We start from the raw sequence: 17,400 nt of genomic DNA, 5'->3' as shown, positions 1-17,400 counted from the left end.
ACGTCTCACAAGAGAGGGATATTGTGTACGGAGTCTGGACAATCTGGTATATTATTAGGATTGGAGATTTACACGGCTCACAGAGCCAGGGAGGTTCTTATGAGAAACAAACTTTTCGTTTGGATGGCCGCGCTGGTGCTTGGCTTTCTGTGCTGGTCATGCTCCGATGACGACCAACCGATCAAACCTGAGGTCCTAAATAGCGTGACTGGGCAGGTTGTTGCATGGAGGTGTGAGCTTCGTGATCCCGTAAATAACCCGCCCGGTGGATACCCCTATGCCTCCCTAACGGAAAGGCGTGCTTTGCTCACGTTTGTTGACAGTTCGGGGAAAAGCGACTCATGTCTCACGGACGACTCGTCGTGGTTCGAGATCCAACTCCCATCAGGTCTCTACTCGTTGATTGTCGAGACTGACTTCACTTATCCGGACACGGTACAAGAAGTCCGAGTAACGCATGATATTGTATTCGACGTAGACGTCTGGTGGCAGTGGGTGTTTGCGGACACTCTTCTGGCAGTTTTTCCTTACAGAAATCCTGACGATTCGCTGGGGGAGTTAGTGGAACGAGCTTACCTGCAATTCCTCCAGGATAGAGTTGGCGATGTCATACATCAGTCGGCCGCTCCTCGGAGGATGCGTGTGATCTTTCCCGATACCAACGAGTGGCTGTATGTATACTACTCTATTCCGTTGGCACCCGAGATCCGCATGTGGCACGTGTACGATGAGGTAAGACAAATACTCCAAGATTACGCCAGTTTCTTCCCGAATGGCTTCAGAGCCGATCCGGGTTTCGCCACCTGTCTCCATTGACTTGTACAGTATGCAGATCTGAACACGTCACGTTTGGTTCCGATTCGCAGGGTGAAATCCCGCTTGACTTGTGGTGTTCATGGGTCTATACTATTGTCATCCGGTCGGTTCGGGCCAATCGTGCACCTGTGAGTTTCCAGAACTAACCTAAGCGCCATTGCCGGGTCGGCGATTAAGTGGCCGGAAGCGACTGTACAGAGGGCTAATACAAACTCCGCACCAAAATATCATATACCCAACAAAGGAGGGTTATCATGAGACTGATCATCTGCACGATCTTAGGACTCGGACTGGTTCTGCTTGCCAGCGTGATCACAACCGGCACATCTGTCGTCCCGGCCGGAAGCCTGGTCATCTATCAAGGAGTCTTGCTCGGCACCTCCGGCAATCCGGTTGGGGCTGGGCAGTACGACGTGACTTTCAGAATTTTCGACCAGCCGACCGGCGGCGAGCCGCTCTGGGAAGACACCCGCCTGGTAGAGGCGTCAGCGGCCGGTGTTATCTGGGTCTCACTCGGACCAATCAGCAACGCCGTGTTGTATGGCACAGTGACCGGCGACTCGGTGATGCCGATGAGGTATCTTGAGGTACAACCCTCGTGGTCCGATCCGATCCTGCCACGGGTACAAATAGTGAGGGCAATCGAAGGCTACATTCCATCAAACAGCCTGGCGACCGCGGTTGCCATCGATACGCTCGGCGATACCCTTCATTATGCACAGGAGTTCGCTTCTCAGAAGACTATGATGAAGGCGTATACTGTTGAGAACCGCGCGATGAGCAGGCAGTTGGACTCGCTTAGGAAGTTGCTGCAACAACTTCGCGAAGGGAGATAGCTTCAGGATCGATGACGCCGTCACGGAGGTTCGCACGATCAGGACACAGATCGATCTTCGTTCCGTTTCCGTGATTCCAGATCGTCGACCAGTCTGGTGAATTGGCCGTGTAATCGCAGAGAATCCCAGTCCGGTCGGGTCCGTAGATCGGCGTAATGGCCGAGGTCGTTTTCGACAGCAAGGTGCAACTGGTGAATTGACTCTTCTGCATTGTTCTGAAGGGCGTAGAGCCACGCTCGGTCGTACTGGAAGAGAGCTGACGCTGGCTGTAGTCCTGCCTGGCTCTCTCTCTGAAGCAGTAGACGCGCTTGGTCGAAGTGGCTCGCAGCGCGTTCCTTTTCACCCAACTCAGCTAACACCTGACCGAGGCGGGCCTCAAGCAGGTGTTGCGCTGGGTTCTTCTGCAGTCCACGTTCTAAACAAGCGATTGCTTTATCGTATGACTTAAGACGGCGATAACAGTCACTCAAGTAGTCTGCCAAATAGTGGTCATCTGCACCAGCGCTCAATGCAAGCTCGAAACAGTTAACCGCATCGGACCATCTGCGGGTGCTCCAGTACAACCAGCCTTTCGTAAAATGGGCCAGGTGCGAGCCAGTCGCGTACTCGAGCAGATTGTCAGCTTGTTCCATCGCTTTTGCCAGGTCGCCATGGAAAAAACAAATGCGCGCCAAATGAGCGCGTGAAATTTCGTTCAATGGGTCCAGCCGGATCGCTATTTGTTCGGCGGATTCCGCGGCTCGATAGTAACCTCTCAGAACGAGCGCGTGCGCCAGGTAGTGATGCGCCTCGGAGTTGTTGGGATCAAGGGCGATGGCCGTGCGCAATTCGGCCTCCGTTCTTTTGATACTCACATTTCGGAGAGCAAACACCATCGACATGTGTGCTTCCGACGACGCCGGATCAAGCTCCACAGCCCGGGTAGCGGCTGCGAAAGCCTGTTGAGGCAGTTCAGCACCCTGACCAAAGCCGTAGGTATGGTACAGACCATACGCCACCGCCAGTTCGGCGTGCGCGGCTGCGAAAGTAGGGTCAAGCTTGGTGGCTTTCTCAAGAAGGTCAATCGCCTCCAGCACGGAGGTTGAGGTTCTCTTACGCAGGCAATGTTTGCCGCGCAGATACCGGTCGTACGCATCCGGATTCACTCTGGTCTTGCGCGTGATGAGGCGCTCCTGGTCGCCGGTCAATTCAAAGTCAAGCGCCGCCACCACCCGATGCGCGATATCCGCCTGCAGTTGCAGCAGGTCAGTCATGGCGCGGTCATACGTCTCCGACCAGACAACGAAGCTGTCCTGCGCGCGAACCATCCGCACGTGAATGCGCATGATTTCGCCGTGTTGCCGAATGCTCCCTTCCAGGACATTGGTCGCCATCAGTTCGCGAGCCGTCTGGACAGCGTCGCGCTGTCGCTCCCGCAGTCGGAAGACGGCCGTGCGCGAAGGGAGATTCAACCTGCGAATTTTGGTGAGAAGCGTGATGATGTCATCGCAAAGGCCGTCGGCGACATAATCGATATGCGGGTCATCGCTCATGTTGCGAAACGGATAGACCGCGACCGAGACCGGTTCACACGGCGGCGTGTGTACGCGACTTGAGACGGTTTGTATCGATCTGAGGTCGGTCAGCATATCTTCGGCGCTTTGATATCGTCGCTCGACATCCTTTTGCATGGCGCGTTGGACGATACTCCGCCAGACGCCGGGAATCTCCGGCCGAAGCGCGACCAAGGGTAGAGGCTCCTCATACACGATGGCATAGGCGACCGACGCGCCAAAATCGCCGCTGAAAGGACGTTGTCCGGTGGTCAGCTCGTACAACACCACCCCCAGGGAGAAAATGTCGCTGCGGGTGTCAACGGCCTTGCCGGTCACCTGCTCCGGCGACATGTAGGGGACAGTCCCGCGTACCGTCGTGTCCTCTGACTCCGGAGAAATGGAAGTCGCCAGTCCAAAATCCATGAGTTTGACACAGCCGCGACGGTCGATCATGATGTTGGAGGGTTTGATATCGCGGTGGATCACACCCCCGGCATGGGCCACGCTCAAACCGAGACAGCATTGCATGGCCACGTCGATAAGCGCGGCCAGTTCCACGGGGGCGCAATCAGCCATTTCACGGAGCGTTTTCCCCTGCACATATTCCATGGCGATAAAGTGGGCATCGGAGGTCTCTTCGATAGCGTAGATGGCGCAGATGTTCGGGTGTGACAACCGGGCGGCCGCGCGCGCCTCGGTCAGAAGACGGTTGCGTGCTTTGTTATCGGCTGCCAGTTTCGGGGCGAGTGTTTTGAGCGCCACCAGTCGGTCGAGGCGGGTGTCCTGGGCCAAAAACAGTTCCCCCATACCTCCGGCGCCGATGCGCTGGATGATTTTGTAGTGGGCGACTGTCGCACCCGCACACCACATGGCGAATGAATCGGTTTGATCGTCGGTATTGTGATTCTGGTCCATTGGGCGGGCCCTCCGGCCGGCGCACGTTATGGGAAGCCCCAGTGCTTGATGATATGGTAGCACATTCGGTCCCTCAATGCAAGAGATGTCGTGGGGCGATGATCGGTAAGCGCCGATAGCCGTGCACCGGGGGCGAGGCGAAGGTCTCTCTTGCTATCCATGCTCGGAAGTATTATCCTCGACGACCTGTTGCAGACAAAGAAGCCGGGCACCTGGGGTGCCCAGCTTCCTTTCAATAGTAAGAAATCAAATATGCCTCACGGGCAGTTCGGCAGAGTCCCACCGAAGAACAAATAATCCACCAGCAATGACAGGTCGGCGATATCCACGCTTAGTGACCCATCGATATCATTCTCCTCAAAACAACTGGAGATTGAACCGCCAAAGAAGAGATAATCCACCATGGCTGATAGGTCGGATATGTCGATCAGGTCACTTGGATCCCCGTCGAGATTGCCGGTTGTCCCAGTGCAGCATCCGCCGCCGGTACATTGCGGCACATGGACTGCAAACCACTTGCGGGCCTGGTCAACCTGCGTCAGAAGCTGACCGTTACTGGCACTGTTGCGGACGGTCGTGATGACCGTGTATATCTCAACCGTGTCATTCGGACCGATTGTCAACGAACCGAACGTGACCAGGTTGGCGTGCTGGTCCACCGAGGACAGACTGGGGTGGTAACCTGCATTCTGCATGAGACCGTATATCTCCGAAGCCACGAATCCGTTGGTCGGATAGACATAGGTTACGTTGCTGGCGGTGTATGCACTGTATGGTGTGGCACTGGTGTCTATACAACCGCCGTTAATGCGTGTGCCAAGCAGCGCCTGGCCGGCCCAGCGATTGGTGTTGGCTTGGCAGCCGGTGCCGGTACCGCGGAGATAGATAAGCTTCCGACCGGCGTCGGAACCCCCGGTATTCTGCGAGCTCGATGACGCCGGAACATCCCAGTCGATCACTTCGCCCACCGACAGACCGCTGTGCGTGCCGCCATCATACGAATAGAGCTTGAGACACTGGATGACAAACGTACACGTGTCGGCCTGACGAGGCGCCCACCAAGTCTTCTGCAGACCAATAGTCTGATCATCGGACATAAATGTACCGGTCCGATAGAACTCAAAAGCGCCGGAATCGACCGATGGAATGGTGGGGTCGCCGCTGAGCGGTTTGACAAACAGATTCTGACTGAACATGTAGTATTTCGCGAAGTAGTTGCCGCCTGAGGTCCAGGCGATCACCGGGGAACCGTCGTACATGTACACCGCCTCGCAGTCTCCCTGGAATAGATAGTCCATGGAAGCGCCGGCGCGGGAGATACCAAACCGCCCGCCGTCGTTGACCGCCAGTTGCAGACAGGTGGTGGCGATCGTATCCTCGACAAAACTCTGGCTCACCTCGCAGGCGTCACCGATGCCGTTCATATCCGAATCTTCCTGGCCGGGATTGTAGACCGTGGGGCAGTTGTCGATGCCGCACGTGGTCCCCGGATAGCCGGGATTGCCGAAGCCGTCTTTATCCGGGTCGACACAGTTGTCGCAGGCATCACCTATGTTATCGTAGTCAAGGTCTGCCTGATCGGGATTCGAGACCGAGGGACAGTTGTCACAGAGATCCGGTTTGCCGTCAAGGTCGGAATCCGTAATCCCCGGACAGTCCACCGTGGTCGAATACATGGAGCGCCCATGCGTCCCGGCCACCAGCTTGCGGGAGCGCTGGTCAAAGGCGATGTCGTGAATCGGCAGGATCGGCAGGCCGGTACCGAGCGGCGACCAGGTGGTGCCAAGGTTGGTCGTGATATATACGCCAACATCGGTGCCAACAAACAACTGGCTGGTGTTGGCTGGGTCGACAATAACATCGTTGACCGGCACGTTCGGTAGATTGCCGCTGATACCGGTCCAGGATGTTCCGAAATTCGTGGTCCGGTAGATGTGTGGAGTGGAGGAGCCTTCGAAGTAACCCGACAGCGTGACATAGGCGGTTCCGGCGCTGGTTGGGTCGACTGCCACGCGGGTCACCCAGCGGTCGGGCAGCGTGCCCGATATCGCCGTCCACCCAGTGCCGCCGTTCTGCGTTACCCAGACATTGCCGTCATCGGTTCCCACATACACGACATTACCGTCGGTGTTGGCCACTGCGATGGTGGTCACGCAACCAAACGCGGAGTATGGGTGGGGGCCGTTCGTCAGGTCCGGACTGATCTTCGTCCATAAATTGGCACCGTTGGTGGTTTTGTACAAATAGTTGGTGCCGTAATACAGAATGTTACGGTTGCTCGGGTCCATGACAACCGGGGTATTCCAGGCATGACGCTCCACGCTGAAATCGATTCCCGAGGTAGCGCCCGAAAACGTGGCGGCACCATCGATAGACTTTACCAGATTGCCGTTCTGTGATTCGGCATATATGATATTCGGATCGGCTGGGTCGACCAGAACGTAGAAGCCATCCCCTCCCCAGATCGGCTGGTAGTCATTCAGAGCGCCGGTGAGGGTGCGCATGGTGCCGTTATCCTGCGCGCCGCCATACAGACGCTGTGGATTGTTGCGGTCTATCGTGATGGCGTAAAACTGCGTATTGTGCATGTCGCGGACAGTCCACGAAGCGCCACCGTTGCTGGAGTAGTTGACGCCGCCATCACAGCCCGCGTACATTTCATTAGAGTTGTTAGGGTTGATCCACAGAGCGTGCTGGTCGACATGGACACCGGAGGAGTACCAGTTCCATGAACCACCGCCATCAGAGCTCTTCCATATATCCAGCCCGAGAGCGTAGACATCGTTTGGATTATTGGGAGCCGTTCGGACCTGACCGAAATACCAACCTCCCTGCCAGGAGGCATAGAGAGGCGCGCTGAACAGCGCAGCATCGTTTACCTCTGTCCACGATACTCCCAGATTCGTGCTCTTATAGAGGCCGGTAAAGACACCGAAACGATCCGCATAGGCTGCGTACACGGTGTTGCTTCCGGGGTCGAGTGTGACCCCGATCCGGCCCATATCCGCCGATGGACCCGGCAGCCCGTTGCCGGCACCAAGCAGGGTCCAGGTGTCCCCCTTGTCGAGCGAGCGATAGAGCCCACTGGTGATGCCACCGAGCCGGCGAGGAAGGTTGACAATACGCACTCTCTCCCACATGGCGGCAAACAGCACGTTGCCGGTCGCGTTGTAGGCCAGATCTATGCCGCCGGTTGTGTCCGATACGTACAACACCTGCGACCAGTTGTTGCCGCCATCAGTAGAGCGATAGATGCCGCGCTCCGGATTCCCGCCACCGAACACCTTGCCGCCGGCCGCCACCCAGATGCGGCGCGTATCGGTGGGATCGATAATGATCCGACCAATGCGATAGCTGCTCGGTAGTCCGACCTGGGTCCAGACAGTGCCGCCGTTGGTCGAACGCCAGAGGCCGTTTCCTTCGTAGGTGTCGAAAGCGGGGTTAGCCTCGCCGGTGCCAATGAAAATCGTGTCAGAGTTACTTGGATTGATGGCGATGTCGCCTATCGAGAAGCTGCCGGCGTTATCAAAGACCGGCGTCCAGTTCTGTCCGTAGTTGGTGGAATAGAAGACGCCACCCGCAGCGCTCGCAGCGTAAACTTTCGCGGGATCGGAGACAAGGGCTTCAATATCTGTGATCCGGCCCGGGATGTTGCTTGGTCCGGCCTCCGACCAGACCGAGGCTGCGAATGGGGTCCGCTTGAACGAGGCGCTGGCGAGTAGATCCTCGGTGTAAGTCACCGCCGCACGGTACTTGTCATTCGGTACCGTATCAAACGGATAGGCGCGCTGGAACAAGAACCACTCGTTCGGTCTCGCCTCCAAACGCCGCGGCATCTTGCCGTGCCCTTTCATGTGGTAGTAGCCGGTCTCGGCCTGGCGGGAATTCTCGCCCGTACTGAATGCGCCCTGACCATCCCCCATGTCGCTACTTTGCCAGAGCCAGAACGCTCCCGCAAGGCAGCCAACAACGACCAGCGTCCACACAGCTCGTCTCATGCGTCACTCCTTCTCCGATTGCCCCGATATACGTGCAACTGATGTTTTCTGACAGTATCAAAAGGCGGTTGGGATACTACAACAGAACATACAAATTTCGCCCGGTTTTGTCAACGTTTCTCTCGCGCGACCCTCGTGTGAGAGTGTGGATACGGCCATACAAACCTCTCGCAGTGGCTTCTTGACAATACGGTGTAAACTGGCGTTATCTTGCACCAAAGGTGACACATGAAAATCGGTTTCGTACAGTTTGCGCCAGCGCTTGCCGATCTGGACGCTACGATCCATCGCCTGGAATCGCTCAGCCCGCAGTTTGCCGGGGCAGAGCTGCTCGTGCTCCCGGAGCTCTGTAATTCGGGATACAATTTTGTCTCAGAGCGACAGGCCGCGGAGACTGCCGAACAGATCGCCGACAGCCGGTTTATCCGATTTTTGACCGAGCTGAGCGCAAGGCACCGGATGCGTATCGTGTCCGGCTTGAACGAACGCGACGGCGACAAGCTATACAACACAGCGGTGCTGATAGGACCGAATGGAGTCATTGGCAAATATCGCAAGCTGCACCTGTTCTTAAACGAAAAGGATTTCTTCCAACCGGGAGATGGCGGCCTGCCTCTGTTTGATGTAGACGGCTGCAAGGTCGGCCTGCTGATCTGCTTCGACTGGAATTTCCCCGAGGTCTGGCGTGCCCTTGCCCTGAAAGGAGCGGATATCATCTGCCATCCTTCGAATCTCGTGATTCCGGGACGGGCACAACGGGCGATACCGGTGCACGCCATGGTGAACCGCGTATATGTCATCACCGCCAACCGCATCGGTTCCGAAGGGGACCTGACATACACCGGGCGGTCACTTGTAGCCGCTCCCTCCGGCGACCTCCTGCTGGAGGCACCACCAGACCAGACGTGGGTAGGGAGTGTCGACGTCGATGTTTCTTTAGCCCGCGACAAACAGATCACACCACGGAATCACCTGTTTGCGGACCGCCGGCCAAACCAGTACCGTGCCCTGTGCGATGAATGACCTGATCGCGGCAAACCTCCATGATCTGCGCATCGGCATCGCCGAGGCGTGCAATCGCTGCGGACGTGACCCCACCGAAATCACAATCCTGGCCGTCACCAAAACTCATCCGACCGAGACCATCAGACAGGCTGTCTCGCTTGGTCTTTCGGAGATCGGGGAAAGCCGAGTTCAGGAGGCGGAGGCAAAACTGCTCGAGCTGGGGCCGATTGCCCGATACCATCTGGTGGGGCATCTCCAGACAAACAAGGTGAAAAAAGCAGTGCAGCTATTTGATGTCATTCAGTCGGTCGATTCGTTACGACTGGCCGAAGAGATCAGCCGACGGGCAGGAGAGGTTGGCCGAACACTTGACTGCTGTATCGAGATCAACAGCTCCGGCGAGACCCAGAAGTACGGCGTCAACCCCGACCATGCACTGGGACTCGTCGAGAGCCTCATTTCCTTGTCCCACATAAAACTGTGCGGTTTCATGACTGTCGGGCCGCTCACCTCCGACGAGAATGATATCCGTATCGCATTTCGGACCTGCCGCGATCTTTTCGGTCAGGCAAGAGGAACAGCAGGCGATCAATTCGGGATTCTATCTATGGGGATGAGTGACGACTACCGTATCGCCATTGAAGAGGGGTCCACGATGCTCCGGATCGGGACCGGTCTATTCGGCCCGCGTCAGCTGTAGCCGCAAAGCCAGCTTCCCGGCCTCGGCTCATCTTTGGTACATCCGCCGGCAGCCTTCAATACCGGTATATTTTTGGCCGTTTCCGGTTAATTTCCCGCGCCAAAGTTCGATAATAGAAAGAGGTGTATCGTTTTGAAACGCTTGGACCTGAGAGGGTACGAGCGGCAGAAGTCAACGGCTGAAAAGTAAGTCCAGAAGATAGAGAGAACGATCATGGAACTGTCCCCCAACGACATCCGCAATTTTGAGTTTGGCTCTCAGATGCGCGGCTATGACAAGGAAGCAGTAGACAGCTTCAAGGAGCAGGTGGCGCTGTCACTGGAGATGCTCAAGCAGGAGAACTTGAAGCTCACCATGGAGACAGAGTCTCTGAAAGTGCAGTTGGCCGGCCTGAAACAGTTCGAAGATGCCATCAAGAACGCGGCAATCGATGCCCGCCGTAATGCAGATATCACCATGGCCAATGCCAGGAAAGAAGCCGAACTGCTGCTCAACAAAGTGGCGTCCGAAGCCAGCCAGGTACTGGCCAATCGGACGCAGCGCCGGGACGAGCTGGAGGCAGAGATCTCCAGGATCGAACTGACGCGCCGCTCCTATCTCTCCAAGCTGCGCGCCCTGATAACCGCGCATCTGGAATGGGTCGATGAACTGGCGAAAACCGAGGTTGGCACAACCAGCCCGGCGCCGTCACGGGTGCATTCGTCTCCGGAGGACGACATTGAGATCACCCAGACCTCCGAGATCAATGCCCGCCGCCGCGAGACCATTGCCACGCAGCCGTCGCAATCCCAGCGGATCCACACCGAGGACGCCAATGCGGCACAGCGGATCGTCTCAGTGACGCCGGACTCGGGGATCGAGGACGTGGCGGCACTCAAGAGCGCTATCCAGGACCAGCCACAGGCGCAACCGTCCGTTGACCCGGAACTGGCCGCCGCCCTGGAAAACTACAAGCGTCTGGCCGAGGCCAGAGCCAAAGCGGACCCGAGCAGCACTGGCCCGATTCTCCGACCGGCCCCCAAATTCGTCACCAGCAATGGCGCCACTGTCACGCCCGAGCTCCTGTCGCAGCAGATCAAGGGCGAAGACGTCAGTGAGACGACCGACAAGGTCAGGACGTCGCAGCAAACCACGCCGGAGACAACCCGGGCCAAACTGGACGGCACTCCGACCTCTCCCGGACACGGGGGTGATCTGGCCGACGTGCTCGACAACGTCGTGCACAAGTTCGAAGAGGAAATGGACAAGGCAGCCAAGAGTTAGAAAATCATACCCACCTGATTCGGCAAAGACCGGCGCTCCCCCTTTCCCACGCGGCCGGTCTTTTTTTTTCACCGTTTGCGGGAATGGATCACCGGAAAATCAACTGTGGGTGTTTTGTCTGAAGAACTCTGACGTACGAACTGTCCAGCCCTCTTTCGAGAGCATATGTGAACGCCCGCGCCGCCTGCGGGTAAGCGGACCTGGCCACGAACGCATCCCCCGCCTGCTTGAAATAATCGGAGGGGACCCCATCGACATGCGCCAGCCGGTCTACATACGCGATGGAACTATCAAGTTGGTCGAGTCCGACATAGACGGATGCTAACCCGGCCATCGACGACACCAAGGTCGAATCAATCGCCAGGGCGCGATGGAACATACCTTCCGCCTCGACATACTCCTTGCGGCGAAGCATGGCGGTGCCGATGTTGTTGATGGTGTTGACATTGTACGGGTTGATCCCGTCAGCCAGCTCAAACAGCAGTTGTGCTGAGTCGACCTTCCCCTGTTCGAGCAAACAGACTCCCAGGTTGCCGTAGCCGTCGACATACAATGGGTTGATCTCAATAGATTGTCTCAACAGCCGCTCCGCTTCGCGGAACTGCCTTTGAGCGATGAGCGATTTGGCGCGCTTGTTTAACAGGCTTTCCGGAAAATCGGCCTCGACGGCGGCCTGCTCCACATTGGCCCGCGCAGAATCACCGGTCTCACGGTAGTAGCTGACCAACAAGCTCCGGGCATTGCGATTGCGAATCTTATCGAGCGTCATGTAGTTCTTGAATGTCGCGATACCGATCTCCGGCACGGCCTGACCGACAACTCGAGTAGTGAGTGACAGAACTCCCAGCACGATCGCAAGAAGCGCCGCCATGACCGGCTCCCGGCCGCGAACGCCGTCACCGAGCGCAAGGCTGTAACAGAGCACAGCTATCGGTACGCCGACAACTGCAAACAGATCCCAGTTTCGAGGCATCCCGATCCCTGGATTGAACACGTAAACGCCAATAAGCGAGCAGAGTACTGCGATTATCAGGAATTGGCTCTCCGGCGTCCGAAGGATTGGTCTGTTCTGCGCACTGCCTGCCAGAGCAATGAACAACGGCAGCCCCGGCACGAGCAAGACCAGGAGGTTGACCGTATCGGCGAGATGCTTCAATGAAACGAGGTAATCCCCTTCCACGGTGAACCGGTCCGGCAAGAGCGGCAACAAAGCAAAGGTGAAGAAATAGTAATGGGTGTAGAGATAGTAATAGATGACCGACCCGGCCAGCACGAGCCCTATTCCACTCAGGAGTCTGGCGCGGGCGGACATTTTGCCGACCGACCTGCCTATCGCCGTATCGCGCGCCAGCAGATAGATCAGGCTCGGCAGGAATAGTGCTCCGAAGATATGCAGGCCACACGCTGCGACAAACGGCAGCACGACCCACCATTTTGAGATACGGCCCCTGGCCGCCAGCAATCCGGTCAGGCAGAAGAGCACGAGCGCGAAAATAAACGTGGCGTAGTTCTCCACGTAGCCGAAATACAAGAGCATGTATCCGCCGGTGCCAAGACCGAAAAAAAACAGGTACCTGTGGAGGTTCCGAATGAACAGCGCACGGGCCGCCAGACAAACGGTAATCATAAACAGCGAACCGGAAACAATCGACACAATCCGATACGCAGCCAGGGCCCGGTCCGAAGGAGGACCGCCCAGCAGATCATAGACTGAGTCCATAAGGAACGATGCCCCTATGTCCCATTGCTTGATCATCATGCTTCCACCGGTGAGTCGCGAGAGCAGTTGGTAGCCGTCGCCAAGAAAATGTGTCTGTCCACGGAAGAGCCAGAACGTCGCCGTAGTGATGATTGTGACGATCGCGGCGATCAGCAGGAATTTGCGATCCGCACCTGGACTCTCGTCGGCCGGCACCGGTTGCTTCACCACAAGAGCGTATAATCGATTTGCGCCCAGCCCCGCCGCCACACCCGCTGCCAACAGGGCCAGCGTGAGTATCGGCGGCAGAAACGCCCAACCCCCAAACCCCCAGAGCCGTAACTCCGGAGCCAGCGCCGCTGCTCCGAATAATAGCAGCACGAGAAAATAGACTGCCCGAAAGGGAGTCTTCGGGCGGCGTGATGAGCGTGGAGGCATGGTTAACTAATCCGTCGTTCGGGTGGCCAAAAGCGCGCGGCGACGAATCCTCTCAACAGGTATAGGGCAGTGATGCGGCTATTTCTTCTTCACGTTGTCCTTGGACAGGACGCTGTAAAACTCGTTGAAATAGAGCTGCTTCGGTTGCACCGCGAACGGCCCCAGAGTAAAGTGATCCTGGTTCCCTGTGATCATCTGCCGCATGAAGCTGGATTCGCCGTTGGTCGTTTCCACCCGCATCACCACCGGCATCTGAAAATCCGATCCAACGCCGTTGGTGCGCACCTGACCATCGACCCCCCAGCCATTTTCCTTCTCCACGATGGTATATTCCACCGAGTACTCCGGGATATTTCGCTCGAACAACCAATGCCGGAAAAACCACTCCAGTGGTTGGCCGTAGCTTTTTTCCGCCAGCGCGACAATATCAGCATTGGTGAAGGTCCGGCTGTTGCAGAGATTCGACAGCTCGCGGAGGAACTTCAGGAACGTCGCATCGGATTGCTTCTCGAGGTCCAGCATCATAAACCGAAGCATGTGCAACACCCAAGCCCCTTTGCACACGCGCAGTGAATCGGGGACACGGTACCCTGTGCCCAACGGCAGGTCCCGGCTTCGCTCGACTAACGTCGTCACCACGTTCTTACGACCGACCAGTTCCGTGTAGAACGGACCGGCCCCCAGTGCCTCCTGCACATACATCAGACCGAGATACTCAGGTGCGGCGTCGACCAACCATTGCTCGCGACTCGACGCCGGTCGCATGAGCGCTCCAAAATACTGTCTCCCCATCTCGACACCGGGCAGCAGGTGGAAGCCGCCGGTACCGTCGATGATACAGTGCACCTGGCGAATCTCCAGAATGCCCGGCATGGACATGCTCCCTTCGGGGAACACCGAAAACCCGAACAGGCCGGCCGGATTCCCGAGCGTTCCGGCGAAGTAATTAAACGCCCCAAGCGTGGCGCTTTGATAGGTCTCGTCAGGAACAAAACACTCGAACTGTTTCTTGGTGATGGCGCGGGATTTGAGAAAATTGACCGTCACGCCCGTCTCGGTCGTTTTCGGAATGGTATCGAACTTTGGCGCATATCCCTGAAATTGGAAATCGCGGAATTGCTGAGTTGGTTCGACGGTGATAGTCGTGACGTCGCCGGTCCCTTGTTCCATCTTCTCGACCCCCGGCAGCAGGTAATTGAATTCAGGACGCGAACTGATGGTCAGGTGGTGAGGCGAAACCGCCGGATTCTCGACGTACGGCATGGCCGAGACGAAATCTTTGCCGTGCAGCCAGAGCCGGACATCGAGTGTGTCCCCCTTGTGGCGGTACGCCGGAAGCATGACACCTATGAAATTAAAATCGCGACGGCGGTGAAATTCGACCGGCACACCGTCGACCGCCATGGAATCCAGCTTGAGATTGTAGTGGAGAAACAGCGACTGGAACCGTGTGCTGTCGGTGTTGACAACCAGCCGCGCTAGTATGTCACCGGAATCGATCTGACGCCCTTCCATGCCCTGCATCACCAGGTTGGCCCGCCGGTCGATGATTGTGGTAGGATAGAAAATGTCAGACATTTTGAGGTCATCAGTGATGCCCCGCTCTTTGCGCTGCAACACAGCCCCATCAGTGACCGTCACCGCGCCCCCCTCCTTCTCGTAGGCAACAACGGTCTGCTCGGCTCGATTGGGGTCAAAGGAAAAGACGTAGCGATTGAAATCGATCCAAAAATAACCGTCGGCCGACCTTTCGTACGCAGAACGAAGGAGCTGGAAATAATTGTCGTACTCATGCTGGATGACCGGCTTGAAGAAAAATTCCCCCTGTGCCTTCTTGGCCAGGTTGAAATCTTTCCAGTCGAGTTGCTGTGTGGCAAACGTGAACTTCTCCTTCAGGCGAAGGTCAAGATCGTCGGCCATGCGGATGAAACAGACCACGAAATCCTGCGCCACACCGCTGTCTCCCGAGGCGTACCAGAGGCACTGCCGTTCGACATGTGCGGGTATGTCAATGGCGGCGCTCCCCCGCCCAATGAAGATGGCCGTGGTGGGACGTCCGTCGATCGGGCGCAGCAGGTACATCTTGCCGTCATGGAACGTGAATGTCGCGATGTCTTTCTGATACACAAAGTCCTTCACGATCCCCAGCTCGCACGGGTTGTTCAGCAGGTCCAGATCAAGGGAGGCGTAATCTGACTTGAACTTCTTGTAGAAATCCGACTGAGCGGCCGCCGTCCCGACAACCGCCGTCAGCATCAGCATCAACAGGTACCGTAGTTTCATACGTATCTCTATCCCCGGAATTGGTGGTTCAGTGTTTTTCGTGTTGTGGCTGCCGGGTGTCCGCCCCGGACCGATCGGTGATACGGTTCAGCAGCGAGAGGAACTCCTGGTATTTGGCCTCGTAATCCGGCTGCGCCGAAACGAAATGGTAACCGGGATGCCCCTGCCAGACACGGCGGAGCGCCTCTTCGATAATCAACGCATCCTCAATGGTTTCATTCCGTACGGCGTCGCACCGATAGAAATTGTCACCCAGTCGCGCCGCCGAACCAAGCTGGATAGCGGCGCTGTATCTCTTGTACTCACGCGACAGCGAGGTCGCCACATCGATGAGTGTTTCCGGGTGAAAGGCGAAAGCATCTACCGTCCCACGATCCGTAATGAACGGGCCATCGACCGCCCGTTCGCGCGAAGTCTGGCGGCGATAGATTTCACCGTGAAAGCGCCTCTTGTCCTGCCGAATCGAGGGATCCTCTATCAACAGTTGCCTGGCCAGCTCATCGAAAAAGGTGAAACGCGAAAACGTCGAATGGGTCGACAATCGCAGGAGAAAATCCGTCTTACCGGACCCCGGAGCGCCGGTTATGACGATGCGGTGATTCATGTGGTTTGTCCGTTTGTCGGCCAATCTACCTTGACATTCCGTGGCTGTCAAGCCATCATCCGTCGCAATAGCAGTTGATAGCTCCAACGGAAATTCGTATTATCACAAGAGACGTTATGGACATACAAAAAATCCAAGCCTATTTGGCGGAACATGAGCTTGATGGCTGGCTGATGGCGGATTTTCACGCCCGCAACACCATTGCCGTTGCCATACTGGGGCTGAGTGGTATCGTGACCCGCCGCTCGTTCTATTTCATTCCGGCAGCCGGCGAACCAACGGCCCTGGTGCACGCTATCGAAAAAGCCAAGTTTACCGCAGTCCAGGGGCGCCTGATCACCTTTTCCAGCTACAGCCTGCTCGAACAAGAGCTCAAAGAGTTGCTCAGTCACAGCAAACGGGTAGCCATGGAGTACTCGCCAATGGGCCGGTTGCCGTACATCGGATTGGTCGATGCCGGCACCATTGAACTGGTGCGCGACTTTGGAATCGAAGTGGTCTCATCGGCTGATTTGGTGGCGTCGTTTCAAGCATGTCTTTCCGTCGAGCAGATGGCCGCGCACCGCATCGCTGCGCGCAACTGCATCGAGATAAAGGACAAAGCGTTTGCCTATGTCACCGCCGCTCTTAAGGATGGCCGCTCTATCACTGAGTTCGATGTCTGTCGCTTCATCAAAGAGCAGTTTGAGGCGTACGACATGACCACCGAAAGCGGCCCCAATTGCTCGGTCGATGCCAACGCCGGCGACCCCCATTATGAGCCCGACGAACACCGCTCAGCGGTCATCAAGAAGGGCCAACTCGTTCTTTTGGATCTCTGGGCAAAAATGAAGGTCCCACACGGTGTGTTCGGCGATATCACATGGATGGCGTTCGCCGGGACGACCGAGCAGATCCCGGCCAGATATACGCAGATGTTCGGCGTGCTGGTGAGTGCGCGGGACAAGGCGGTATCGTTCCTGCGCGAAAACATCGAGAAACGGCCGGTCCATGGCTACGAAGTCGACGATGCCTGCCGTGCCGTGGTGCGCTCCGCCGGATTCGGCGAGTTCTTTACCCATCGCACCGGGCACTCCATTACGTCGTCCGAGCACGGCACCGGGCCGAACATCGATAACCTGGAGACCGAGGACCGTCGAAGACTCCAAAAAGGGCACTTGTTCTCGATCGAACCGGGTATTTACCAGAAAGACTGCGGCTTCCGCACTGAGATAAACGTGCTGATCGGTCACGATGGGGTCGAAGTGACCACGCTCCCGTTGCAAATGCAGATCACTCCGCTCTTATAGCATGTTCGTCACCGAGGCC

Annotated in this window: 11 protein-coding genes; 6 read left to right on the top strand and 5 right to left on the bottom strand. The window is 56.9% G+C overall.

The window, feature by feature from the left end:
- Nucleotides 1–99: 99 nt before the first annotated feature.
- Both AB1644_12640 and AB1644_12635 read left to right on the top strand, forming a co-directional pair.
- Entirely contained in the window at nt 100–816 is a 717-nt protein-coding gene (locus tag AB1644_12640) for a hypothetical protein (GenBank protein ID MEW6051893.1), read from the top strand.
- A 254-nt stretch (nt 817–1,070) separates the two neighbouring features.
- Nucleotides 1,071–1,652: a hypothetical protein gene (locus AB1644_12635; protein ID MEW6051892.1), complete on the top strand. Its 582-nt coding sequence runs from the start codon at nt 1,071–1,073 to the stop codon at nt 1,650–1,652.
- 38 nt (nt 1,653–1,690) lie between these two features.
- Here the strand turns inward: AB1644_12635 and AB1644_12630 are convergent, their stop codons facing one another.
- Together AB1644_12630 and AB1644_12625 are read right to left on the bottom strand one after the other, a co-directional pair.
- Nucleotides 1,691–4,102, bottom strand: coding sequence for a protein kinase (locus AB1644_12630; protein MEW6051891.1), 2,412 nt, complete (start codon nt 4,100–4,102; stop codon nt 1,691–1,693).
- Between the two features lie 257 nt (nt 4,103–4,359).
- A complete protein-coding gene (locus AB1644_12625) occupies nt 4,360–8,100 on the bottom strand; it encodes a thrombospondin type 3 repeat-containing protein (GenBank protein ID MEW6051890.1) in 3,741 nt (1,246 codons plus the stop codon).
- A 228-nt stretch (nt 8,101–8,328) separates the two neighbouring features.
- Here AB1644_12625 and AB1644_12620 point away from each other — a divergent pair, with 228 nt between their 5' ends.
- The 3 genes from AB1644_12620 to AB1644_12610 all read left to right on the top strand — a co-directional run bounded on the left by AB1644_12620 (nt 8,329) and on the right by AB1644_12610 (nt 11,068).
- Nucleotides 8,329–9,123 (top strand): nitrilase-related carbon-nitrogen hydrolase, encoded by a 795-nt coding sequence (locus tag AB1644_12620; protein ID MEW6051889.1) that lies wholly within the window; start codon nt 8,329–8,331, stop codon nt 9,121–9,123.
- Nucleotides 9,116–9,805 carry a YggS family pyridoxal phosphate-dependent enzyme gene (locus AB1644_12615; GenBank protein MEW6051888.1) on the top strand — a complete coding sequence of 230 codons (690 nt, stop codon included), beginning with the start codon at nt 9,116–9,118 and terminating at the stop codon, nt 9,803–9,805. Before AB1644_12620 ends, AB1644_12615 begins: the two co-directional genes overlap by 8 nt.
- 213 nt (nt 9,806–10,018) lie before the next feature.
- A complete protein-coding gene (locus AB1644_12610; GenBank protein MEW6051887.1) occupies nt 10,019–11,068 on the top strand; it encodes a DivIVA domain-containing protein in 1,050 nt (349 codons plus the stop codon).
- A gap of 88 nt (nt 11,069–11,156) precedes the next feature.
- On the opposite strand, the gene AB1644_12605 is transcribed toward AB1644_12610, so the two are convergent.
- From AB1644_12605 to AB1644_12595, 3 genes are all read right to left on the bottom strand, one after another.
- Nucleotides 11,157–13,205, bottom strand: coding sequence for a tetratricopeptide repeat protein (locus tag AB1644_12605; protein ID MEW6051886.1), 2,049 nt, complete (start codon nt 13,203–13,205; stop codon nt 11,157–11,159).
- A 78-nt stretch (nt 13,206–13,283) separates the two neighbouring features.
- Nucleotides 13,284–15,488, bottom strand: a complete 2,205-nt coding sequence (locus AB1644_12600; GenBank protein MEW6051885.1) for a hypothetical protein — start codon at nt 15,486–15,488, stop codon at nt 13,284–13,286.
- Between the two features lie 28 nt (nt 15,489–15,516).
- A complete protein-coding gene (locus tag AB1644_12595) occupies nt 15,517–16,092 on the bottom strand; it encodes an AAA family ATPase (protein ID MEW6051884.1) in 576 nt (191 codons plus the stop codon).
- Between the two features lie 116 nt (nt 16,093–16,208).
- Here AB1644_12595 and AB1644_12590 point away from each other — a divergent pair, with 116 nt between their 5' ends.
- Nucleotides 16,209–17,381, top strand: a complete 1,173-nt coding sequence (locus tag AB1644_12590; protein MEW6051883.1) for a M24 family metallopeptidase — start codon at nt 16,209–16,211, stop codon at nt 17,379–17,381.
- Nucleotides 17,382–17,400 lie beyond the last annotated feature (19 nt).

The sequence above is a fragment of the Candidatus Zixiibacteriota bacterium genome (assembly GCA_040753875.1).
Lineage (GTDB): Bacteria > Zixibacteria > MSB-5A5 > GN15 > FEB-12 > DATKJY01.
This window is presented reverse-complemented; position numbering and strand designations above follow the sequence as displayed.